The 20225-nt window shown below is 67.9% G+C and carries 20 protein-coding genes and 2 pseudogenes; 4 read left to right on the forward strand and 18 right to left on the reverse strand.

Going from position 1 to position 20225, the window contains the following annotated elements; translation table 11 throughout:
• Positions 1–15: 15 nt before the first annotated feature.
• The 3 genes from AB0D18_RS37300 to AB0D18_RS37310 all read right to left on the reverse strand — a co-directional run bounded on the left by AB0D18_RS37300 (position 16) and on the right by AB0D18_RS37310 (position 1408).
• Positions 16–207 (reverse strand): hypothetical protein, encoded by a 192-nt coding sequence (locus AB0D18_RS37300; protein ID WP_362429351.1) that lies wholly within the window; start codon positions 205–207, stop codon positions 16–18.
• 146 nt (positions 208–353) lie between these two features.
• Entirely contained in the window at positions 354–545 is a 192-nt protein-coding gene (locus tag AB0D18_RS37305) for a hypothetical protein (protein ID WP_362429354.1), read from the reverse strand.
• Between the two features lie 11 nt (positions 546–556).
• Entirely contained in the window at positions 557–1408 is an 852-nt protein-coding gene (locus AB0D18_RS37310; RefSeq protein WP_362429357.1) for a helix-turn-helix transcriptional regulator, read from the reverse strand.
• A 278-nt stretch (positions 1409–1686) separates the two neighbouring features.
• Between AB0D18_RS37310 and AB0D18_RS37315 the strand changes: the two genes are divergently transcribed.
• Together AB0D18_RS37315 and AB0D18_RS37320 are read left to right on the forward strand one after the other, a co-directional pair.
• Entirely contained in the window at positions 1687–2160 is a 474-nt protein-coding gene (locus AB0D18_RS37315; protein ID WP_362429359.1) for an ATP-binding protein, read from the forward strand.
• Between the two features lie 384 nt (positions 2161–2544).
• Complete coding sequence (locus AB0D18_RS37320; protein ID WP_362429362.1) at positions 2545–3090, forward strand: hypothetical protein; 546 nt, start codon at positions 2545–2547, stop codon at positions 3088–3090.
• A gap of 1665 nt (positions 3091–4755) precedes the next feature.
• On the opposite strand, the pseudogene AB0D18_RS37325 reads toward AB0D18_RS37320, so the two are convergent.
• A pseudogene (locus AB0D18_RS37325) lies at positions 4756–5061 on the reverse strand (nuclear transport factor 2 family protein); the annotation flags it as partial.
• Positions 5062–5289: 228 nt separating this feature from the next.
• On the opposite strand from AB0D18_RS37325, the gene AB0D18_RS37330 reads away from it, so the two are divergent.
• Positions 5290–6564, forward strand: coding sequence for a transposase (locus AB0D18_RS37330; RefSeq protein WP_362429365.1), 1275 nt, complete (start codon positions 5290–5292; stop codon positions 6562–6564).
• Positions 6565–6593: 29 nt separating this feature from the next.
• Here the strand turns inward: AB0D18_RS37330 and AB0D18_RS37335 are convergent.
• From AB0D18_RS37335 to AB0D18_RS37400, 14 genes and pseudogenes are all read right to left on the reverse strand, one after another.
• Positions 6594–6674: pseudogene (locus AB0D18_RS37335) on the reverse strand (nuclear transport factor 2 family protein); the annotation flags it as partial.
• A gap of 189 nt (positions 6675–6863) precedes the next feature.
• Entirely contained in the window at positions 6864–7532 is a 669-nt protein-coding gene (locus tag AB0D18_RS37340) for an OmpA family protein (protein WP_362429368.1), read from the reverse strand.
• A gap of 2 nt (positions 7533–7534) precedes the next feature.
• On the reverse strand, positions 7535–8122 hold the full coding sequence (locus tag AB0D18_RS37345; RefSeq protein WP_362429371.1) for a hypothetical protein: 588 nt from the start codon (positions 8120–8122) through the stop codon (positions 7535–7537).
• Positions 8123–8155: 33 nt separating this feature from the next.
• Entirely contained in the window at positions 8156–8767 is a 612-nt protein-coding gene (locus tag AB0D18_RS37350; RefSeq protein ID WP_362429409.1) for a pilus assembly protein TadG-related protein, read from the reverse strand.
• Complete coding sequence (locus AB0D18_RS37355) at positions 8767–9018, reverse strand: hypothetical protein (protein WP_362429374.1); 252 nt, start codon at positions 9016–9018, stop codon at positions 8767–8769. Before AB0D18_RS37355 ends, AB0D18_RS37350 begins: the two co-directional genes overlap by 1 nt.
• 128 nt (positions 9019–9146) lie before the next feature.
• Positions 9147–10079, reverse strand: a complete 933-nt coding sequence (locus AB0D18_RS37360; RefSeq protein WP_362429377.1) for a response regulator transcription factor — start codon at positions 10077–10079, stop codon at positions 9147–9149.
• 48 nt (positions 10080–10127) lie between these two features.
• Positions 10128–11534 (reverse strand): histidine kinase, encoded by a 1407-nt coding sequence (locus AB0D18_RS37365; protein ID WP_362429379.1) that lies wholly within the window; start codon positions 11532–11534, stop codon positions 10128–10130.
• Positions 11531–12421, reverse strand: coding sequence for a DUF5936 domain-containing protein (locus AB0D18_RS37370; protein ID WP_362429382.1), 891 nt, complete (start codon positions 12419–12421; stop codon positions 11531–11533). The genes AB0D18_RS37365 and AB0D18_RS37370 overlap by 4 nt, the downstream gene beginning before the upstream one ends.
• 15 nt (positions 12422–12436) lie before the next feature.
• Positions 12437–13372, reverse strand: a complete 936-nt coding sequence (locus AB0D18_RS37375; protein WP_362429385.1) for a type II secretion system F family protein — start codon at positions 13370–13372, stop codon at positions 12437–12439.
• Between the two features lie 8 nt (positions 13373–13380).
• The gene (locus AB0D18_RS37380) at positions 13381–14718 is read right to left on the reverse strand and encodes a CpaF family protein (RefSeq protein ID WP_362429388.1); all 1338 of its coding nucleotides are present in this window, start codon (positions 14716–14718) and stop codon (positions 13381–13383) included.
• A gap of 61 nt (positions 14719–14779) precedes the next feature.
• Positions 14780–15193: a TadE/TadG family type IV pilus assembly protein gene (locus AB0D18_RS37385; protein ID WP_362429391.1), complete on the reverse strand. Its 414-nt coding sequence runs from the start codon at positions 15191–15193 to the stop codon at positions 14780–14782.
• Positions 15190–16827: an AAA family ATPase gene (locus AB0D18_RS37390; RefSeq protein ID WP_362429394.1), complete on the reverse strand. Its 1638-nt coding sequence runs from the start codon at positions 16825–16827 to the stop codon at positions 15190–15192. The genes AB0D18_RS37385 and AB0D18_RS37390 overlap by 4 nt, the downstream gene beginning before the upstream one ends.
• Before the next feature lie 85 nt (positions 16828–16912).
• Positions 16913–17620: a Flp pilus assembly protein CpaB gene (cpaB, locus tag AB0D18_RS37395; RefSeq protein ID WP_362429397.1), complete on the reverse strand. Its 708-nt coding sequence runs from the start codon at positions 17618–17620 to the stop codon at positions 16913–16915.
• Positions 17621–17735: 115 nt separating this feature from the next.
• On the reverse strand, positions 17736–18614 hold the full coding sequence (locus tag AB0D18_RS37400; RefSeq protein ID WP_362429400.1) for a hypothetical protein: 879 nt from the start codon (positions 18612–18614) through the stop codon (positions 17736–17738).
• Positions 18615–19050: 436 nt separating this feature from the next.
• Here AB0D18_RS37400 and AB0D18_RS37405 point away from each other — a divergent pair, with 436 nt between their 5' ends.
• Positions 19051–20112: a chitinase gene (locus AB0D18_RS37405; RefSeq protein ID WP_362429403.1), complete on the forward strand. Its 1062-nt coding sequence runs from the start codon at positions 19051–19053 to the stop codon at positions 20110–20112.
• Positions 20113–20225 lie beyond the last annotated feature (113 nt).

The following is a 20225-nucleotide window of genomic DNA, read 5'->3' on the forward strand; positions in this document are numbered from 1 at the left end:
GTACCGGGCTCGGCCTCAGAGGAGGTGGTCGGCCTTTCCCGCCTTGATGTCACGAATGAGGTTGCGGAGGGCGTCGCGGGTGTCGGCAAGAGGGGTGTCCTCCTGGCCGAGGAGGGCGATGTAGGCGTTGCCCTCGGCGTCGATTCCTATCCGGAAGCAGCTCGCTCCCTCTCCGCAGTACGGCTCTTCCCAGTTGATCTGCGGCATCTCGGGCTCCTCAGAGTTCGCAGGCGATGGTGTGGATGAGGTCGCGCGACCGCTTGGAGTCAAGCGTGTGTACGTCCATCCAGTCCAGGTGCGCACCGTAGAACCTCGCTGCCCAAGCCCGGTGCACCGGTTCACGTCTCCCGACCTCAGAGGAGATGGTCGGCCTTGCCGGCCTTGATGTCACGAATGAGGTTGCGGAGGGCGTCGCGGGTGTCGGTGAGGGGGGTGTCCTCCTGGCCGAGGAGGGCGATGTAGGCGTTGTCCTCGGCGTCGGTTCCTATGCGGAAGCAGGAGTTGCCCTCGCCGCAGAACGGCTCTTCCCAGTTGACCTCTTGCATGGACTGCCCCCTCAGAGTTGTTGCGCGATGCCGCGGATGAAGTCCCGTGATTCCGTGGGCGACAGCGCGATGTGCTCCATCTGATCCAGGTGGGCCCGGTACTTCTCCAACTGGTCCTCGGCGTACAGGAAATCGGGCCCGTGCGAGTTGTCGATCTGTACGGTGTCGAGCTCCCGCACCGGACCGTCCACGTGCAGCACCGTCTGTCCGGCACCAGGAAAGGCCCCGGATTCGAACGGGAGTGCCACCAGGGTTACATTCTCCCGCTCCGACTGAGCAAGCAAGTGGTCGAGCTGCGCTCTGGCCACTTTGCGCCCGCCGAACTGCATGCGCAGCGCGGCCTCATGCACGATGCCGACGTACGGAGTCGGAGTCGCGCCGCCCAACACTTCTTGCCGTTCCACCCGATGCGCCAGCCGCAGAGCGATCTCCCGCTCGGGCAACTGCGGGATCACGCTGCGGAAGACGGACAGCGCATGGTCCGAGGTCTGGAGGAGTCCGGGGACATGCACGGAGTACGCGGCACGCATCCGTAGGGCGTGTGCTTCCAACTCGGCGATGTCCAGCAGCCCCTGGGGAACGGAACCCCGATACCGCTCCCACCAACCTCGGGTGCGGGGCTGCGCCATCTCCGCCAAGGCCTCAACGTACTTCTCGTCCAGGCAGGCACAGGCCTTCGCCAGCATCCGGACGCGCTCCGGGCTGATGGCCCGTACCCCGGACTCGATGTTGGAGATCTTGCCTCGGTCAACTCCGAGAAGCCGGGCGGCGGACTCCGCCGATACGTCTGCCGACGTGCGCATCTTCCGCAGCTCGACCCCAAGTCGCTTCTGACGTTCAGTCGGTGAGGTCCTCGCTGCCATGCCGTTCCTTTCCGCAACCGATGGTGAGCAGTCTGCCGTGTGTGCGTACGAGCGTTAGCCCAAAGGGTTTAGTTCGCACAACGCGAAGGGTTAATTTGGCCCGCATGGCCTACCTTAAGTGATGCACCGACTACGCAGCCGAGCTGGAAGTGCATCGCGTGAACCCGCCCGAAGCCTCCTCCCCTGGGAGGGGCGGGCTCGCGCCAGGGAGACAGGCCACTGCTCACCGGCGTACCGGGTGTAATCCCAACAGCCGTACTGAACAAGGGAGTTCAGCCATGTCGCACGCCGCCCTCTGCCCCGCCACTGCCCACCCGACAGCAACCCCAGCCAGAACCACGTACGACAAGGCGGACGACCTCGCCCTCAGCCTGACCGTACGGGGTGAGCCGCGCAGTGCCGGGATCGTACGGACCGCCATCGGCGCGGCCCTGCACGCCCACCACCTGGACCGGTACGGACCGGTGACCGCGCTCGCCGCCACCGAACTCATCGCCGTCGCAAGCCGTTTGACGTGCGACGCCGACCTCTACGTCTCCCTGCGCCACCGCGACGAAGCGCTACGACTGATCGTCTGGGACCAGCACCCGCCGCACACCGACCCGGACGCCGCCTCGCTCTGTTTCGTACGTCGACGGAGGGCGCTGTGGCTCCTCACGGAGGCGGTCGAGGACTGGGGCGGCGAATGGGGCGCGTGCGACGCACTGCCGCCGCATCGCGGGGTCAAGTCATGGGTGAAACTGCCCCGTTGAGGGGCTGCGGTGTCGGAGGGGTCCGCGAGTGCCGCCCCTCTTTTCATGGTCGCGCTTCCGGGGGGGGGGCCACGGAGGAGGCCGGGAAACGGCCGGTGGCGTGGGGAGTTGGCGTTCAGGCTGGTGGCTGGCGTGAGTGTCCTGTGCCAACGAACCCTAAGCGTGTGCCATCGAAGGTTGGCCGGTTGACACAGGGGTGGCCTCTTGACCCCCAACAGCCCCGGCTCGGCGCCCGTTTGACAGCCGGCTGATGTTCAGGGCGTCGCCCCGAAGGAGGAGGGCGGGCTCGTCCGCGCGGCTGAAGGCGAGGGGGCCATCGAGGGATGTGTGGCGTGGGTGCGAGGAGAAGCATGGAGGTAACCGCACGCCGCTCCGGAGGTTGTCATGAATGCCGCAAACACGCTACCCGCCACAGTCAAGGGCACAGTCACGGTCTTGGCCGTGCGGCGCTGGGTGAACCTGGCGGCGCATGCCGTGCCGCTGGCCGTCCTGCCCGCGGGGCTGTGGCGGATGGCGTTGGCCGTGGGCATCCCGGTGGGCTTCAGCGGCCAATTGGCCAAGGACTGGCAACCCGGGCTGGAGGCTTCCTCCTACATCACCCTGCTGACACTTGTGACCGAGGGGCTCGCGCTCATGACTCTCGGCCTGGTCAGACCCTGGGGCGAGAGAGTGCCGCACTGGATCCCGCTCCTGGGTGGCAGGCGCGTGAGGACCTGGGCGGCGGTTGTTCCAGCGCTGCTGGGGGCGTTCGCGGTCACCGCACTGACCACGCAAATGTTTTGGGGCGGCTGGCCAGCCGAAGCAGGCGGCTCCGAGGCCCCGCAGGGCCTGGCCGCGTTGATCATGAATGCGTGCTACGTGCCGATGCTGCTGTGGGGGCCGCTGGTCGCCGTCGTCGCGGTCTCCTACGCACTACGACGCCGGAAGTAGATGGCTCCTGAGGCCGCAGCGCCTGGAGAACCGAGTGGCAGAACGGCCTGTGGCTTGCGAGCAAGCATGCTGGCCGGGCTCGCAGGACGGACCCGTCAGACCCGGCTCCCAGGCCTGGAATCCGCCCCCAATGCGCCTCTGACCAGCGCGCTTAACCTTCGGTGGCACAGAACAGTGAGTGGGTGGTGGGGGAACAGGACCGCGTAGCCAAAGTTGCGATCATCGCTCATTTGTCTACCCAGTCCGCCCACGGCAGTAAGGGACGAGGCCGGTGGGTTCAGTGGGACGAAAGGAGCGGAGAGGGCCCCCTCACCTCCTCCGCCCGCCATGCGCGACACCCCCCGTGCCGCACTCTCCCGCACCCCCGGCACCCCCGGCACCCCAACGAGCCCCGCACGACCCCACCCCCTCCGCCCACCAAGCCACCGCCCCACGCCAGCCACCAGCCTGAGCCCCAGCCCCCACCCGCGTTCAGCCGCCGGGCCCACGCCCGCAGCCCCATTGAGGTCGGCGCACCCCCACCCGCCGCAACAGGTCACCCAGCGGGCGCCCATCTCCGAAGCCCCCACCCACCAGCGGACGGAATCCGGTACTCGCCCGCAGGAATCCCCGGCGCCCCCGCCCACCGGCCCGCTGCCCGGCAGCGAAGCCCGAGCCACTCTCCGCACCTTCCCCGGGGACCGTTCTTTCGGGCCGCCCCCTTGGCTCCTCCCACCAGCGCTGGAGGGGGCCCTGTCAAGGGTGGAGCGAAGCGACATCGGCGCAGCCGACGCGACGTAGGAGCGCCCTTTACAGGGCACCCGGAAGCGCCACTATTCCGCCAAGGGGGCGGCCCGAAACCCCCACCTCCCGACCCCGCCCCATCCCGACAGAGCCCACCCCCGCCTACGTACCGCTCCAGCAGCGTGGTGTCCCGGTGGTGGAGTTCGTACCACCCTCTGCAGCCCGGACGGCAGGGCCGGCTCCCTCGGAAGGATCTTCGTCGGTGCCGCCGCACAGCATTCGGCCGGTGCGCGAAGTGCGCGTCAGGGGGAGGGAGTCGAGTCAAGCTGTTCCTCCCCCGGGAGCTCTGCTGGAGGAAGAACAACATGCAGCGCAGCTCCAAGGGCTCCACCGGCCGTGCGGCAACAGCCACAAGTGAGCAGCCAAGCGCCGCCCCGAGCGCGAGTACGACGTGGGGCCCCGCGCTGTCCCTCGGGCAGCCGGGACCTGAGCTGTACGAGTCTGCGTCGGTGAGACCCGCACCCTCTACACCACGTTCATCGGGAACGCCTCCAAGCCGCCCGCCCGACTGGTCTGGAACGGGGTGGATGCCCGAACCCTCAAAGAGTTCAGAAAGCTCGTCAGCCGGCAGTGGCGCACTCAGTGACCGACGACAGCCACGGACGATGTGGGTTCGGAGTTGGCGGCTGCGCGAGAACCAGCGGTTCTCGGCGGCGAGTTCGGCCTGGGGCCGGGCCCGGCGGAGCCAGTGCTCTGACCGGGATGGTTCACCGGGTTTCGGTTCACACTGTTGGATGGCGGGCCCGTTGGAGGTGAGCTGACAGGCCGTCCGACGGGTGGAGGCGCGTCCCCTCAACACCGCACCCTGACCAACCGCGAGCCGCTGCCCCGGAGCACCGACGGGGCCGGTTCAGGAGAAGGGCGGCGCAAGAGAAGGATGACTCAGGAGGCGGACGGGTCGATCTCGCCCGCGAAGACAATAACCTGGTCGATGAGGCTCCGCCGCAGATGGACGACGTCCGTTCCCGCCAGACGGGGGCCACCGTCCGGCGTGGTGAAGACCCACTGGTACCGGGCCCACTCGTCAGGCATGTCCACCGCCGAGCAGCGCACCATCGTGCCGGTCCCCGCCGGGTGACGCCGGATGTCCAGCACGAACCGCTCGACCGCCTCGATCCCTTCACTGCGGCCCAACGGCCCCCAGAAGACCACGTCCGAGGTCAGGGCCTGGGAGAGGAGCGCAGTCACCTCGTATCTGGCGAGGATGCTCCGACCTTCAGGTCGGGGAGGAATCGACTCCCGTACTGGTGGCGCGAAGCGGCACAGCATCTTGGGCGCGGAGCGCCTTGTGCTCGTACGTGACTCGCGCGTGAGGATCTGTGGGGAGGCGAACGTGGTTTCGGTGCGCGTCTTCGTTCGGGGGATGGTTGCCCGAACGTGGGGTGGGGCTGTTGGTGGATGGTTAGCGTCGCGGGCATGACGGCGACGAAGACGCGACCGCTGGAAGCGGTCCCCACGGGCGGGAAGCAGGAGGGCAAGCCAGGTTCGGCGCGCTTCTCCTACCGCCTGCGCGTCTCCACTACCGCCCGCCGGGCGCTGGTTGAGGAGTGGGGTCGTTGTCGCTGGGTGTGGAACGAGTGTGTAGCCAAGTCCAAGGCCGTCTACGCCCGTAACCGGGCCCTGCCCATGGAGGCGGCTGAGAAGAAGGAGACGTGCGGACCGGCTCAGCTGGATCGCATGCTCACGAGGGCGCGGGCCTGCACGCCTTGGCTGGCTGCGGGTTCCTCGGTGGTGCAGCAGCAGATCATCCGGGACTTCGGCACAGCCCGCACCAAGGCGCTCAAGGACATCACGGAACGTCTGCCGCAGGCGAAGCGGGCGGGGATGCCGGGCTTCAAGTCCCGGCGTGAGGACGCGCCGTCGTTGAACTACACCCGGCGCGGTTTCCGTCTCAAGGGCGACGGACGCCTGCACCTGGCGGGCGGGATCGTCCTTGGCGTGGCCTGGTCGCGCCCCCTGCCCGCCGAACCCACCTCCGTGCGTATCCACCAGGACTCTCTTGGTCATTGGTATGCGTCCTTCGTCGTCCCCACCCAGGTCCAGGAGCTGCCCGAGACCGGCCGTAACCTCGGCGTCGACTGGGGCGTGAAGGACCTCGCGACCACCACCTCCGACGAACACGACCTGCCCCACCCTGAGTTCGGCAAGGCTGCCAGCGCGAAGATCTCCCGCTACGACCGGATGATGGCCCGCCGTAAACCCAAGAAGGGCAAACCCGGCTCCCGCGGCTACAAGGCGGCCAAGCACCTGCGGGCGAAGGCCTACAAGAAGGCCGCCCGCCAACGTGAGGACCACGGGCGGAAATGGGCTAAACGCGTCGTTCGGGATCATGACCAGCTGGCCGTGGAGGACTTCAAACCGAAGTTCCTTGCCAAGTCGACCATGGCCAAGAAGGCCGCGGACGCCGCCGTCGGCGCCACCAAACAAGCCCTGGTGCATATGGCCCGTAAGCACGGGCGGATCATCCACCTGATTCATCCCGCGTACACCACGATGGACTGCGGACAGTGCCATGCGAGAGCCAAGCACGCACTGCCGTTGGGGATGCGCACCTACACCTGCACCGCGTGCGGACACGTCTCGCCCAGAGACAAGAACTCCGCACAGGTCATGCTGAACAGGGCAGGTCTGACCCCTGTTGATGCTGATGGCAGAAGACCTCCGGGAACGCAGTTCCCGAAGGCAGCCTGAGTCAAGAATCCCCTCCCTTCAGGGAGGGGAGCATTCAAATAGCTGTCGTCCGAGGCGTTGAACGCGGAGAGGAACGTGTCGATCGCGGACCGCGCGGTTTCTTCCTGCATGCACCAGTAATACCAGCCGTCTCGCGGAACGCGCTCGTCCCGTAGGCCGTCTTCCGGTCACGGTGAACCGGCCCGGTGAGGCGTTTCAGGAATGGGATACCGTCATCGCTCACCACGGTTCCGTGACCAACTTCGGTCCCACCACCGACCCCTGATGAAAGCCCGTGGCAGGACCATTGCCGCTGTGGCTCAAGCTCCCGGTTTCGTACCGGCGTTGGGCGCGTCACCGCGCGGGAACGTGACCTCGACACGGCGGTTCTTCTTGCGGCCCTCTTCGGTGGCGTTGTCGGCGATGGGGTAGTCCTCGCTGTAGCCGCGCACCTCGAAGGTGACGTTGGAGCCGAGGGTCTTCGTCAGCTCCAACTGGACCATGTCGGCACGCTTCTTGGAGAGCTTCTGGCCGTGCTCGTACGAACCGAGGTTGTCGGTGAAGCCGAAGACACGGATCTTGGTGCTCTTGTTGGCCACGGCTTCCTGCCCGATGGCCTTGATACGGGACGCTGCGGCGGCGTTGAGCTTGTCGCTGTCCTTGGGGAAGAGGACTTCGGCCTGGAGGGCGAACTTGACGTCGGAGGGTGTCTCCGAGCGGCTTTCTTCACCGCCCGTGTCTTCGACGACCGATTTGATGTCGATCACTCGGGCGGGGGCTAGGGTGCCGCCGTCGGTGAGCTTGAGGCCGGGAGAGTTGGCGTCGACCTTGGGGGCTTCAGGCGCAGTGACACTGCCTGGGGGGACACTGGGAGTTGGGTTGGGCTCTGCGGCTGCACTGGTGGCCCCCAGCCCCACGAACAAGGATGCCGCCGCGCAGGCAGCGGTAATGAACGGTGCTGGTCGACTTCGGAAGTGCGTAGATGACATGGTCACTCACCATCCGAGATCTCGATACTGGCGGGCGGCATGTCGCCAATCTGGAAATCAACCTTCGTCGCACTCGCAGGCGGAGCAGGGAACTGGGCAAACCAAGTACTCTCCTTGTTTGCCGCGACACCGAGGGTGAATTTCGTGCACAAGCAACGTCCATCAGTGTCGCGCAGAATGAGGTACTTCTTCTTTCCCTGCTTATCAATCAATGATGCTCCAGCCATGGACGTCTGATTCTTGGAGAGTTCCTGCTCGCCTCCCTGCCAGCCAGGTGCCAGCCAGACTCCACTGCCACCATTCTTGATCTTCCCATTCAGAGTGACAAATCCGCCTTGGTCACGGACGGCCGAGTTAATGATGAGGGTGATGTTTCCGCTCTTGACCTCTGCCAAGACGGTGTCCGCAGTCGGCGTCTCAGGGGTCGACGTTGCACTGGCACCCGCCGCATTCTTGGCAGGGGATGAAGCCGAAGCAGGAGGGGGCCCCTTCTCTTCTCCGCCACAGCCAGCCACCGTGAGGGCCAAGCCAGCGGTGATCGCTACAGCGGTCAGTGCCCTTCGGGCCTTCATGGTGCGCCGCATGGTCATCAGGGATTCTTCCTTCTTCTCGACATTCGCAGGTCACTCGGCAAGATGGACGGAGAACAAATCGTTGGCCTTGGGGAGCACATCGGGATCCAATTCGGTGATCTTCGTGGGGTCTATCTCCCAGATCCCACTGCCCTTGCAGTCGATCACGACGAGCTTCGCGAGGTCCGCATCAGGAGCAATCACACACAAGGGCTCAATTACCGCTGTGGCATTTGCTTTTGCGTGGATGCCTTCCGTGATCGGTAGGATTGATTTCCCGACTGTGTACCGAGTCTGAATGCTCGCCGTAAAGGCCGGATCTCCCTGCCGCCAAGCGAACCCGACTCCCCCGACCAGGTCGGACCTGTTCGATGCAGCCAACTGAGCTGCCGCACCGTCTCCGTTGCCCTTGGCCCCCTGCGCGTCGAGCCACTTCACCAAGGCGACAGGGTTGGCAATGTCGTCGAAGAAGCCCTGGGTCAACTCGTCGCGCACGTCCTGGGCCGCCGCCAGCGCCGCCGCGTCGGCTGCGGACTGCCCCCCATTACGGGCAACGGCAGCCTGGGCGAAGGCGAAGTAGGCGAACGCAAGAAAGAGCAGACCCCCCACCACCACCACGTACATGGGAAGGGTCTGCCCTCGGTCATTCCGCAGGCGGCCGATTACGCCGCCCCGCCGCCAGTGATCGTTGTCACTGCGGTCGTGAGAGCAGCAGCGATCAACGTACCCAGGTTCGTCGCCTTCACCGCCACCACAATCAACGCAATGATCACCACCAGCCCCGCGTACTCCACGATGCTCGCGCCCTTGTCCCGGTCCGCCTTCTTGTGCATCCGCTTGACCACCGTGTCGCGCCACTGTCCGACCGCGATCGTCGCCTTCGCTGCTGCTTTGAGCGAGATGTCCTGCGCCATGGTGAAGTCCTCCGGGTCCGGCGTACGTTCCTTGGTCAGTGCGGTCGCTCGATCTTCCGGAAAGATACGCCGGAATCACCTGCCGCACAGAGGGCCCGTGGGCCCAACCACGGGCCCAATGCTGGGACTTAGCCACGGCCCATCACCCCTCCCCCGAAGCCCCGCCGGCCGCCACTCCTCGCCGTGCCCACCCACCGCGCTATCGCTTCGCTCCGCGTCGTGCTGTGCAGTTTCGCGAAGATGCGATTGATGTGGTTCTTGACCGTCTTCTCACTGATGAAGCAGGTGGCGGCGATTTGCTGGTTGCTCATGCCTGCGGCGATGAGATCCATGACCTCCACCTCCCTCGCACTCAGCCCGTACGCCTGCCGCTCGCGCTCCAACGGGTACTGTGGCACGTTCGGTTGCAGGTGCGAAGGACTTGCACTCAGATGTGAGGAACTTGAGACATCTGGCATCGACTTGGGGTACTCCGGTGTATGTGCAGTCGCACGATGACCCGCGTAAGGGACGCCCGTCGCGTATGCCGAGCCCAGCCCCTCCGGCAGCTCCGCCGCCCCGGTGTCCGCCCGCATATGGGCCAGCAGGGCGTTCTGCGCCGAGGCCGTGAAGTGGGCCCGCCCCTCCTTGATGTCCCGTACGGCACACACCAGTTGGTCGGACGTGAACTCGCCGTGCACCACGTATCCACCCGCGCCCAGCCTCAGCGCCTCCTGCACGATCTCGCTCTCGCGGCTGTACGTCAGCATCATCACCGGCGCCACCTTCACCAGGTGCGGCAGCGCGGACAGGCCGTCCACGCCCGGCATGCGTACGTCCAGCAGGACCACGTCCGGCCGGAAGTGCTCGGCCACGGCGAGTGCCTGGCGGCCGTCGTTGGCCTCGGCGACCACGTCGATGTCGGCGCGCGAGCCCAGGAGTGCGGTCAGTCCGGCCCGTACGACCGGATTGTCGTCGACGATCACCACCCTGAGCACGGGGGGCGGGAAGGACATCGGGAACGCCGCCTCCGACGGAAGGGGCGGGACGGCAGTCCCTTTTTCGTAGCGTGCTTCCGGCATGGTGCGGCCTCCTCTCAGGGGTAGGGGGACGGGCGGGGAGCGAGCGGTTCAGTCCGGGGCCGGGCATACGGGTGGTGTTGCGGCGGGTGGTGCCGCGGCGGGCAGTGCTGCCACAGGTACGGTGAGCGCCGCCACCGGCAGTTCCAGGCGTACTTCCGTGCCGCCCTCGCTGCGGCCCCTGCCGATGCGGATGCGGGCGCCGATGCCGGCGGCCCGTTCCACCATGCCGACCAGGCCGAAGTGGCCCGCCCTGCGCAGGTCGTCCAGGCGGAGGCCGGGCGGCAGGCCTCTGCCGTCGTCGAGGACGCTGACCCGGAGCATCCCGTCGAGCGTGCCGAGTTCGACGGTGACGTGCTGGGCGTGGGCGTGCCGGTGGCTGTTCTCCATGGCCTCGGTGGCAACGGTGACGAGCTGGCGGGCCACGGCATGCGGTACGGAAGGGACAGGGGCCGGACCCAGGGGGACGAGGTGCGCGGCGACGCCGGTCCGGTTGGTGAAGTCCTGCACTCGTGCGGTCAGTTCCTGCGCGACATCCACTCCCCCGTCCGCGTAGTCCGCCTGGCGGCGCAGGTCGGAGAGGATCTCGCGGGACTCCGCTGCCGCCCGGCGGGCCGACCTGGCGACCACGCCCGCCTGGTGCTTCACCGCGAGGCGGTCCATCTGGTCGGCGGACACGGCAAGGGCATCCGCCGCCATCGCCACGCCGTGCAGGGTCTTGGCGACGGAGTCGTGCATCTCGCGGGCGAGACGGGCCCGTTCTTCGCCCACCGCGTCCGTGACGGCGAGCCGGGCCTTGGCCTCCGAGAGGGCCTGGGTGGCTTCGCCGAAGCGGAACATCAGGTTGCGCAGCGTCACCCCGACGACTCCGGCCGCCACGCAGAAGGCGCTTATCAGCACAGTGCTGGCCGGGCCTGACATCCTGGTCGCCCAGGCCACGTACGCCGCCCACAGCAGCAGTATCTGGAGGCCGGCGAAGATGCCCGCTCCCCGCCATCCGTACAGCAGGCCCGCGAGCAGCGGCGTGCAGACCGTCGCGTACCCGAGTGCCGAGTCGGGCGAGGCCGTCAGCAGGAGTACGGAGCCGAAGGCGAGGTCGACGGCCATCAGCGAGCGGTACTTGATGAGGAGCGGGGCGAAGGTCTCCCAGTCCCGCAGCATGGCGTACGAGCCGACGCAGCCGGCCACCACCGCCGCACCGACCAGGCCCACGCCGAAGTTCCCGTCGGCCCGCTCCAGTGCGAAGGGCGCGCCCAGCGCGATCATCGTGAGCCGGAAGCCGAAGACCTGGCGGCAGAGGGCCTGGAGCGCGTTGGTCTGGATGCGGATGCTGGGGGCGGGAGCGTCTTCGGCCAGGGCCGATGCGGGGGCGGGTCCCTGGGCGGGGGCGCCACCCAGGAACACTCCTGCTCTGCCGCGGAGGCCGCTTCGAAGGCTCGGTAGGAGCATCGTCGTCATCCGCTGAAGAGGGAACCGAAGTCGGCGTCGGACCCGAGGAACATGTTCGCGACGATGAGGATCAGGGTCGCCGGGATCATGAAAGTGAGGGTGACGACCGTCGTCTTGGGGATGGCTTTGGCCGCTCGTCGCCGGGAGTTCTGGGCGTCGGTGCGGCGCATGTCGTTGGCGATCTGGATGAGGGTCTCGGCGATGGGCGAGCCCAGCTCCTCGCCCTGCTGGAGAGCGGTGACGAACTGGGAGACCTGCTCGGAGTCGTTGCGCCGGCGCAGTTCATCGAAGGCCTGGCGGCGGCTGACGCCCATGTCCATCTGGCGCAGGGTGATGCGGAGTTCGTCCGCCCAGGGTCCCTCGTACTTCTCGGCGACCCGGTCGAGGGCCTGGCGGAAGCCGAGGCCCGCGCTGACGACGACCGCGAGGACGTCGAGGAAGTCGGGGATGGTGCGTTCGATGACGTCCTTGCGGGCGCGGACCGCCTGCCAGATCAGGGCGTCGGCGGCGAACCACCCGTAGGCCAGGGCGAAGACGGCGAAGAGCGTCATGCCGTTGATGAGCAGGAGGAATCCGGAGACGGCACCGAAGATGCCGTACGAGGCCCGGCGGGCCGCATAACGGTCGATGGTGAGGCCGCCGGGGTTGCCGGCCGTGTCGATCCTGCGGCGCTTCTTGTCGACCATGGCGGGGCCCATCGCCCTGAGCACCGCCGGAGCGAACCGGATGCCGAAGCGGTCGATCACGGAGTCCTTGCCGGAGACGCGGGTCGCGCCGACTTCGAGCGCGACGGCGAGGTCGCCCGGCACCTTCGCCTCCGCCCGGTACATCTTGATCCCGTAGATGATGCCGGTGACGCTCAGGCCCAGGGCCAGTGCGAGCAGCAGTCCGATCATGATCCGTCAGCCCCCTCAGACTTCGATCTTGCCGAGGCGGCGCATCACGATGAATCCGAGTGCGTAGAGGGCGATCGCGACGATGACGACGGCCTGGCCGATGGGGTGGCCGGTCATCTTGGCGAGCGATCCCGGCGTCATCGAGTTCAGCATGATCATCGCGCCGAGTCCGAGCAGCGGAATCGTGTACGCGGTGGCGTTGACCTCCGACAGCATCGTGCGGACCTCCCGCCTGGTCTCCTTGCGCTCCTCGAGCGTCTCGGTGAGGTTGCGCAGGGAGCCGACGACGGTGCCGCCCGCGCGGTTGGAGAGGACCAATGTCGTGACCAGGACCACGAGTTCGCGGGAGGGCAGGCGTTCGGCGAGCTCACCGAGTGCGTCGTCGATGGAACGTCCCACCGCCAACTGACGTGCCACCGTCGCCAGTTCCTCGCCCGCCGGAGCCTCCAGCTCCTCCGCCGCCATCCCCAGCGCCGTCCGCAGCGCCAGCCCCGCCGCCGTCGCGTTCGCGAGGATGCGGGACAGGTCGGGGAGCTGGTTGATGAAGGCCTCGATGCGCTTCTGGCGCTGCCAGTTGAGGAAGGTGTGGGCCGCCCAGACCGCCACCAGGCCCGCGACCGGGCCGAAGAACGGGGCGAGCACCGAGCTGGCGATCAGCCAGAACGCGGCGGCGCCTCCCAGTACGTACACGAAGAACTCGCCGGGTGTCAGGTCGAGTCCGGTCGCGGCCAGGCGCAGCTGGAGGCGTTTGCCGAGGACCGTCCTGCGGAGCCTGCGGTCGATGGCCGCGAAGTTGCGGCGGCGCCCCGAGGAGTGCCCGGTGGTGAGGGCGAGGCGGTCCTCCAGGGCGGCGCGCTGGGCGCGGCCGGAGGCGTAGGTGTGGATACCGAGGATGGCCAGGACGCAGCAGAGCAGCGTCGCGCCCGTCGCCAGCATTGCGGGGTTGTCCATAGCCGTACCTACTGGGCCTCTCGGAGGTAGAGGGAGCTCTCGTCGTTGACCACGCCGAAGGCGGGCGGGAGGGGTTCGCCCGCCAAGTAGAGCCGTTCCGCTGCGCGGCGCGGCAGCGGCAGGTGCTCGAAGTAGCCGTGGACGAGGCGGTCGGCGCTCATCGGCTGGGCCAGGTAGCGGGAGACGGTCGCGATCTGGAACTGTTCGCGGCCGTGCGAGACCAGGAGGGCGATCTCGCTGATCTTGCGGGACCCGTCGGGCAGACGGGTCAGTTGGACGAGCACGTCGACGGCGCTGTTGATCTGGTCCTTGAGCGCCTCGAAGGGGATCTCGACCTCGGACATCGAGCCGAGGGTCTGGAGGCGCATCAGCGCGTCCTCGGCGCTGTTGGAGTGGACGGTGGCGAGCGAGCCGTCGTGGCCGGTGGACATGGCCTGCAGCATGTCGAGGGTCTCGCCGCCACGGACCTCACCGACGATGATGCGGTCGGGGCGCATGCGGAGCGAGTTGCGGACCAGGTCGCGGATGGTGATCTGGCCCTTGCCCTCGACGTTGGGCGGCCTGGTTTCGAGTCGTACGACGTGGGCCTGCTGAAGCTGGAGCTCGGCGGCGTCCTCGATGGTGATGATGCGCTCGCGCTCCGGGATGAGGCCGGAGAGGGAGTTGAGGAGGGTGGTCTTCCCCGAGCCCGTACCGCCGGAGACGATCACGTTGAAGCGGGCCCTGACGAAGGCGGACAGCAGCAACAGCATCTGGTGGTCCAGGGTGCCGAGCGCGATCAGCTCGTCCAGGCGGTACGCCTTCGGGAAGCGCCGGATGGTGAGTACGGGGCCGGTGAGGGAGAGCGGCGGGAGGATGACGTTGACGCGCTCGCCGGAGGGGAGGCGGGCGTCGACCATCGGATTGGACTCGTCCACGCGGCGGTTGACGGTGGAGACGATGCGCTCGATGGTCTGCATGAGCTGCTCGGTGGAGGCAAACCGCATGGGGAGCTGCTCCACGCGGCCGGCGCGCTCGACGAAGATCGAGTCGGGGCCGTTCACCATGATTTCGGTGATGGAGGCGTCTTCGAGGAGCGGTTCCAGGACACCGAGGCCGAGGGCTTCGTCGACGACGCGGCGGATGAGCTGGGAGCGCTCGGAGGTGGAGAGGACGGGGCCTTCGCGGCTGATGATGTGGCCCAGTACGCGCTCCAGGCGGGCACGCCGTTCGGCAGCCGCGAGGGACGACATCTCGGCGAGGTCGATCTCTTCGAGCAGTTTCGCCCGGTAGGTGGCGACCAGGTGGCCGTCCTCCCGCCCCCCGCCGTGCTCCTCGGGGGCGGCGATACGTTGCCGCAGGCTCATGTGGGTCCGTTTCTGGTACGTGTGCGGGGGGCGGGGTTACGGGGGCGGGGGGCTGGCTGTTCTACGGGCGGTCGTCGCTGGGCATGGTCACGGTGCGGGTCACCGGGCCGAAGAGGTTGATCCCCGGGAACACGGAAGGGACGTTGAGGGTGGCCGTGCCGACCACGGAGTCTCCGTCCGGTGCGGAGATGGTGGCGCCACCCCGCATCCAGCCACTGATCGAGGCCAGGCCCGCGGCCTCTCCGGTACCCGGCTTCAGGGAAGCTGCCCGCGCCGCCGCTCTCGCCGCCGTTCCGGCCTGCGATCCCGCGTACCCGATGAGGCCAAGCTGGATGACGGCGACGGCGACGATCAGCAGGATCGGCAGGAAGCCGGTGAATTCGAGGATCGCGGAGCCACGGTCGCGGCGGTCCTTGGCGCGCAAGGCGTCCCGCAGCCGTGGCCGAGTCGTCTTGTGCACTGCAAGCGTGCTCATTTGGGGGCCTCCTCGCTGGCCGCTCCGCCGTTGCCTGTGACGTTCCAGGGAAGGTTGATCGTCCCGGGGAAGAGCATCGGGGTCTTGAGCTTCACGGTCGAGGTCACGACCCCGCCCGCAGGGGCGCCTTGGCACTCCACGTCCGCGCCCGTCCGCCAGCTCGCCGCCACGTTCTTCAGGGCCGCTTCCCTGCACGCCCCCGGTCCGTCGCCGTTCGTCGCGTACGCCGCGGCTGCCGCCCGCGCCCCCTCGTCCGCCGCGTTCCCCGCCTGCGTGAAGGTGTAGCCCCACAGCACGCACTGCCAGAGCAGCACCAGTACGAAGAGGATCAGTGGCGCCATCCCGGCGAGCTCGACGGTGAGCGCGCCCCTGTCGCTCTTCGTACGGTCCCTGCGGCCCCGCAGCCCGATCGATCCCGTGTCACTGCGCAACCGGCCCCCGCGCCCGCCCTGCGCCGTCTCCGCCTTCTTCACCAGGCCCAGCTCCCCCGCCAGCGCCCAGAGCGCCTGCTTGACGGTGCTGCGGCTGTCGAGGTCCTGGAGGCGGCCCGCGTCGGCCGCCGACTGGAGTTCCTTGTAGTGGGAGGGGACGGCGCTGCGGGCGACCTTGGTGCCGGTGATCCGCTCGACCAGGGAGGGCTGGATCTCGCTGTTGCGGGTGTGCCGGTTGACGACGGTCGTCGTCTCCTCGGCCTTGCGGATCTGGAGCCGCTCCCAGAGCCGGACCATGCGCTTCGCGGCCCGTACGGCGACCACGTCGGGGGTGACCAGGAGGAGTGCCTGGTCGGCCATTTCGATGGCCGCGGCGTTGGCGCTGTTCATCTGGGTTCCGCAGTCGACGACCACGACCTCGTACCGGTTGCGCAGGGCGCTGACGACCTGGCGGGCCACCCGGTCGGTGACCTCCTCGCCGCGTTCGCCCTCGGCGGGGGCGAGGAGCAGGCCGATGCCGGTGGCGTGGGTGTAGAGGGCGTCCTGGAGGACGCGGGGCGAGATGTCGGAGATCCCGGCGAGGTCGACGATCGAGCGCCGGAACTGCACGTCGAGGTACGAGGCGACGTCCCCGGACTGGAGGTCGAGGTCGACCAGGGCAACCGACCTGCCGGACGCCCGTGCGGCCAGGGCGAGTTGGACGGAGGTCAGGGTCGCTCCCATGCCGCCCTTCGCGCCGGTCACGGTGACGACGGTGCCGCCGGGGCCCGAGAAGACGTCCGGGCCAGCGCCCAGGTGGCGTCGTACGCCCACGGACCAGGAGGCCGCGTTGTGCACCCGGCCCGCCAACTCCTCGTAACCGAGCGGGAGTCCGATCATGCCGCGCGCGCCCGAGTCCATCGCCGCGGTGAACACCTGTGGGCTGGTGTCGGCGGAGATCAGGACGACGCCGACGGCGGGGAAGCGGAGCGCCACCTCACGGATCAGCTCCAGCGCCGGGACGGGGCCGATCCGTTCGTGGACCAGCACCACCTCGGGCAGCTCGTCCAGCGACTCGCCCGCCAGCCGGGCGAGCGTGTCGAGCAGCGAGGTCGAGTCGGGGGCCGGTGAGGCCGGTTCCGCGTCCGGGAGTTGACTGAGCAGGGTGATGATGGCGCGGGCGGCGTCCGGGTCACCCACCGCCGGGAGGATACGCGTCGTCATTCGGCCGTCCTCACTACTTGTCCCCGTGTGACCGCGTGGCACCGGATCACTACTTGTCCCCGTGTGACCACGTGGCGCCGGATCACTACTTGTCCCCGTTGAGCGTGTACGTGCGGTCCCGCGGAGTGACGTTCGGGTCGCTGCCGTCGGCCACCCGGGCCAGCCGGACGTGCTTGGCGAACGACTCGGCGTAGGCGACGCGCTGGGCGTCGAGGGTGCTGAGGGCGAAGGTGATCGGGACCGCGTCCGTGTTGGCGCGGTTGCGGTCCTCCTTGGAGGGTTCGAGAGCGGTGATCCTGCCGACGTCGAGTACCCGCGCTCCGGCCACGATCACCCGGGACTGGTCCGCCTCGGTCTTCTCCTTGCCCTCGAAGGTCGCGTAGATGTTGACCCGCGCCCCCGGGTTGATCTTCCCCGCCACCCCTGTCGCCGCATCGATCATGATGGCGATCTCCTGCTCCCCCGCCGCCAGTTCGGGCTTCTTGACGAGCATGTCGGTCTGGAGGAGCGAGCCGCCCTTGAGCTGGGTGACGGCGATCTTGCCGCGGATCTCGGAGATGTCCGTGATCGCGTTCTCCGAGAGCCAGCGCTTCGGCATCGCGATCTTCTCGAACTGTGCGTCGCTGAGCGCCTTGTACGGCGCCACGTCCCCCTTCAGCCGGTACGCCGTCACTTCGGGGCCGACCTTCGAGTTCACGTCGCGGATCACCGAGAGCACGCCGACGAACGCGCCGATGGCGCACAGGACCGACAGGAGCAGCAGGACGATGCCGCGGCGCTGACGTGAGTTCATGGTGGCCAGTTACCTCGATCAGGAACGTGTGGCCCGGGGGCGGGCCGTCGACGGACGGTGAGCGTGGTGGTGCACGTGCGCGTACAGGTACGTGTACGCGTGCGACGGGGGGCGGTTACGTCGAGCCACGGTTCAGGACACCGGCCGCGTGCAGTGGGTTCTCGGCCGGGGCCACCGGGGCGGAACAGAAGCCGCAGCGGTCTCCTATCAGCTGGATTCCGCACCAGTGGCACTGCTCGCGCCGTACCGAGGAAACCAGCTGGTAGAGCACCGAGATGTCGGGCAGGAAGGCCGCGAATTCGACCAGCTTGGAGGTCCCCCACCAGGTGGACGAACCGGCCGGGAGTTCGACCTCCTGGACGGACTGGACCTGCCAGCCGGGGGCCAGGGTCTCCGTGACCCACGGGGAGGACAACTGGCCGTGGGCGACCGCCAGCTGTGTGGAGAATTCTGGACCGGAAAGAGTCTCCTCACCACCCGCCTTCCCGCCGACCTTGATCAGCTGCGGTTCCGGGTTGGCCATGACGGCGAACTGCGTGCCCGGCAGCCATGACTTCGCGTGCGACTTCAGGCTGACCGGGATCCGGTCGAGCTTGGTGACGGAGTTGAGGAGCGCGCCCGCGTACACGTAGTGGGAGAGCAGGCGGGCGGCGGAGGCGACGACGCCCGCGCTGAAGTCGCAGACCGAGAGCTGGCACAGCTGGCGGGTGAGGACCGCGATGCCCAGCGGCGGCAGGTCGAGCTTGAGGAGGGCGATACGGTCGGTCTCCAGGACCGAGCGGACCGTGTGCAGGCGGCGCTCGTGGGCGGCGGAGATCGACGCGGGGTAGAGGGCGACGACGTACCCGTGCCGTTCGAGCGTGACGTTCATCTCGGTGAGCGCCGCGTCCAGGGACTGGGTGCCGGGGCCCTGCAGAACAGTCGCGGTCGGGGTCTGGTGGTCGGTCGGCGGCAGTACCAGGTCGGCACTGGTCACGGCTATCGCTGTCGGCACGTCGATGTCCCCGCTCCCCGTCGCCCGCCCGTTCCCCGCTCACACGTGGTGCATCAGCACTTTAGCCACGTCATTCGTGGTAGAGAACAGCTTCCAGAGATCCCGTACGCCTCTCAACTCACCCGCATCGCAGAGAAGTTGATCTTTGCGGAGTGGTGATTTCGCTCCGCTTGTCCGGCTTGGATCACGGCAACCGCATGTCACTGAGTTACTACCGCTTGTGATCATGCGTTCCGCTTGGGGCCGACGGGGAGGGGGTTTCGGGCCATTCTTCGGCGAGGGGGCCGGAAGCGGCCGACAATGGGCTTCCGTGATCCACCAGGCACTGTCCACTGGACGCACCCGCCTGACGTCATCCACTTGACATCTCGATTGGTCTGAACCACTTTGGTCGGTTCAGCCCCATTCAGGCGCATCTTCCGACTGGAGACAGCACGTGCTCAGCACCTCCCGTACCCGCCGCCGGCTCGCGATCGGTACGGCGGCTGCCGTCCTGGTCACCGGGGCCCTCGGGGCGTGCTCGTCCCCGGACGACGGGGGCGGCGGGGCGGGCCCTGCGGAGAAGAGCGCTGCCGGAAAGCCCGCCGCCGGGAGGCCGGCCGGTGCGCCCCAGGTGCCCGCCCACGCCCTCACCGGCTACTGGCAGAACTTCACCAACGGCGCCAAGGTCGAGAAGCTGCGGGACGTTCCCGACGCGTACGACATCATCGCCGTCTCCTTCGCCGACCTGGCGGGCGAGAAGGGCGAGGTCGGTTTCACCCTCGACTCGAAGGCCCTCGGCGGGTACACCGTCGCGGAGTTCAAGGCGGACGTCGCCGCCAAGCGCAAGGCCGGCAAGTCCGTGATCATCTCGATCGGCGGCGAGAACGGCAAGGTCGAGGTCGACGACGGCGCCTCCGCGAAGCGGTTCGCGGACTCCGTGCACAAGCTGATGGCCGAGTACGGATTCGACGGCGTCGACATCGACCTGGAGAACGGGCTCAGTGCCGAGTACATGACCCGGGCCCTCAAGTCCCTTCACCGCCAAGTCGGTTCGAAGCTCGTCGTCACCATGGCGCCGCAGACCACGGACATGCAGTCGACGGACAGCGACTACTTCAAGACCGCCCTCAACATCAAGGACTTCCTGACCGTCGTCAACACCCAGTTCTACAACTCGGGCTCGATGAAGGGCTGCGACGGCGAGACGTACCAGCAGGGCAGCGTCGACTTCCTCACCGCGCTCGCCTGCATCCAGCTGCAGAGCGGCCTCGACCCGTCCCAGGTCGGTCTCGGGCTCCCCTCCAACAAGCGGAACAAGGAAGCCGGTTACGTCGAGCCCGCCGTCGTGAACAACGCCCTGGACTGCCTGTCCAAGGGCACCGGCTGCGGAAAGTTCAAGCCGGCCAAGAAGTACCCGGGGCTGCGCGGCGCGATGGCGTGGTCCACCAACTGGGACGCGACGGACGGGCACGAGTGGTCGAAGTCGGTCGGGGCGCACGTGCGGGCGATGCCGTAGGCCGGGCCTTTACGACGGTGCGGGGGCGGGGTCGCGCGACCCCCCCCCCCCACCCCCCCAAGAATTAGTACAGAAAGCGCGCCGGCAGAACCGGAGCCACCAACACCACAGAC

The sequence above is a fragment of the Streptomyces sp. NPDC048442 genome (assembly GCF_040651475.1).
In the GTDB taxonomy this organism is placed as follows: domain Bacteria; phylum Actinomycetota; class Actinomycetes; order Streptomycetales; family Streptomycetaceae; genus Streptomyces.

Bases quoted from the DNA above. Each gene is read 5' to 3' on its own strand.
- AB0D18_RS37300 (WP_362429351.1), bottom strand. From the start codon at position 207: ATGCCGCAGATCAACTGGGAAGAGCCGTACTGCGGAGAGGGAGCGAGC.
- AB0D18_RS37305 (WP_362429354.1), bottom strand. From the start codon at position 545: ATGCAAGAGGTCAACTGGGAAGAGCCGTTCTGCGGCGAGGGCAACTCC.
- AB0D18_RS37310 (WP_362429357.1), bottom strand. From the start codon at position 1,408: ATGGCAGCGAGGACCTCACCGACTGAACGTCAGAAGCGACTTGGGGTC.
- AB0D18_RS37315 (WP_362429359.1), top strand. From the start codon at position 1,687: ATGTCGCACGCCGCCCTCTGCCCCGCCACTGCCCACCCGACAGCAACC.
- AB0D18_RS37320 (WP_362429362.1), top strand. From the start codon at position 2,545: ATGAATGCCGCAAACACGCTACCCGCCACAGTCAAGGGCACAGTCACG.
- AB0D18_RS37330 (WP_362429365.1), top strand. From the start codon at position 5,290: ATGACGGCGACGAAGACGCGACCGCTGGAAGCGGTCCCCACGGGCGGG.
- AB0D18_RS37340 (WP_362429368.1), bottom strand. From the start codon at position 7,532: ATGTCATCTACGCACTTCCGAAGTCGACCAGCACCGTTCATTACCGCT.
- AB0D18_RS37345 (WP_362429371.1), bottom strand. From the start codon at position 8,122: ATGACCATGCGGCGCACCATGAAGGCCCGAAGGGCACTGACCGCTGTA.
- AB0D18_RS37355 (WP_362429374.1), bottom strand. From the start codon at position 9,018: ATGGCGCAGGACATCTCGCTCAAAGCAGCAGCGAAGGCGACGATCGCG.
- AB0D18_RS37360 (WP_362429377.1), bottom strand. From the start codon at position 10,079: ATGCCGGAAGCACGCTACGAAAAAGGGACTGCCGTCCCGCCCCTTCCG.
- AB0D18_RS37365 (WP_362429379.1), bottom strand. From the start codon at position 11,534: ATGACGACGATGCTCCTACCGAGCCTTCGAAGCGGCCTCCGCGGCAGA.
- AB0D18_RS37370 (WP_362429382.1), bottom strand. From the start codon at position 12,421: ATGATCGGACTGCTGCTCGCACTGGCCCTGGGCCTGAGCGTCACCGGC.
- AB0D18_RS37375 (WP_362429385.1), bottom strand. From the start codon at position 13,372: ATGGACAACCCCGCAATGCTGGCGACGGGCGCGACGCTGCTCTGCTGC.
- AB0D18_RS37380 (WP_362429388.1), bottom strand. From the start codon at position 14,718: ATGAGCCTGCGGCAACGTATCGCCGCCCCCGAGGAGCACGGCGGGGGG.
- AB0D18_RS37385 (WP_362429391.1), bottom strand. From the start codon at position 15,193: ATGAGCACGCTTGCAGTGCACAAGACGACTCGGCCACGGCTGCGGGAC.
- AB0D18_RS37390 (WP_362429394.1), bottom strand. From the start codon at position 16,827: ATGACGACGCGTATCCTCCCGGCGGTGGGTGACCCGGACGCCGCCCGC.
- cpaB (WP_362429397.1), bottom strand. From the start codon at position 17,620: ATGAACTCACGTCAGCGCCGCGGCATCGTCCTGCTGCTCCTGTCGGTC.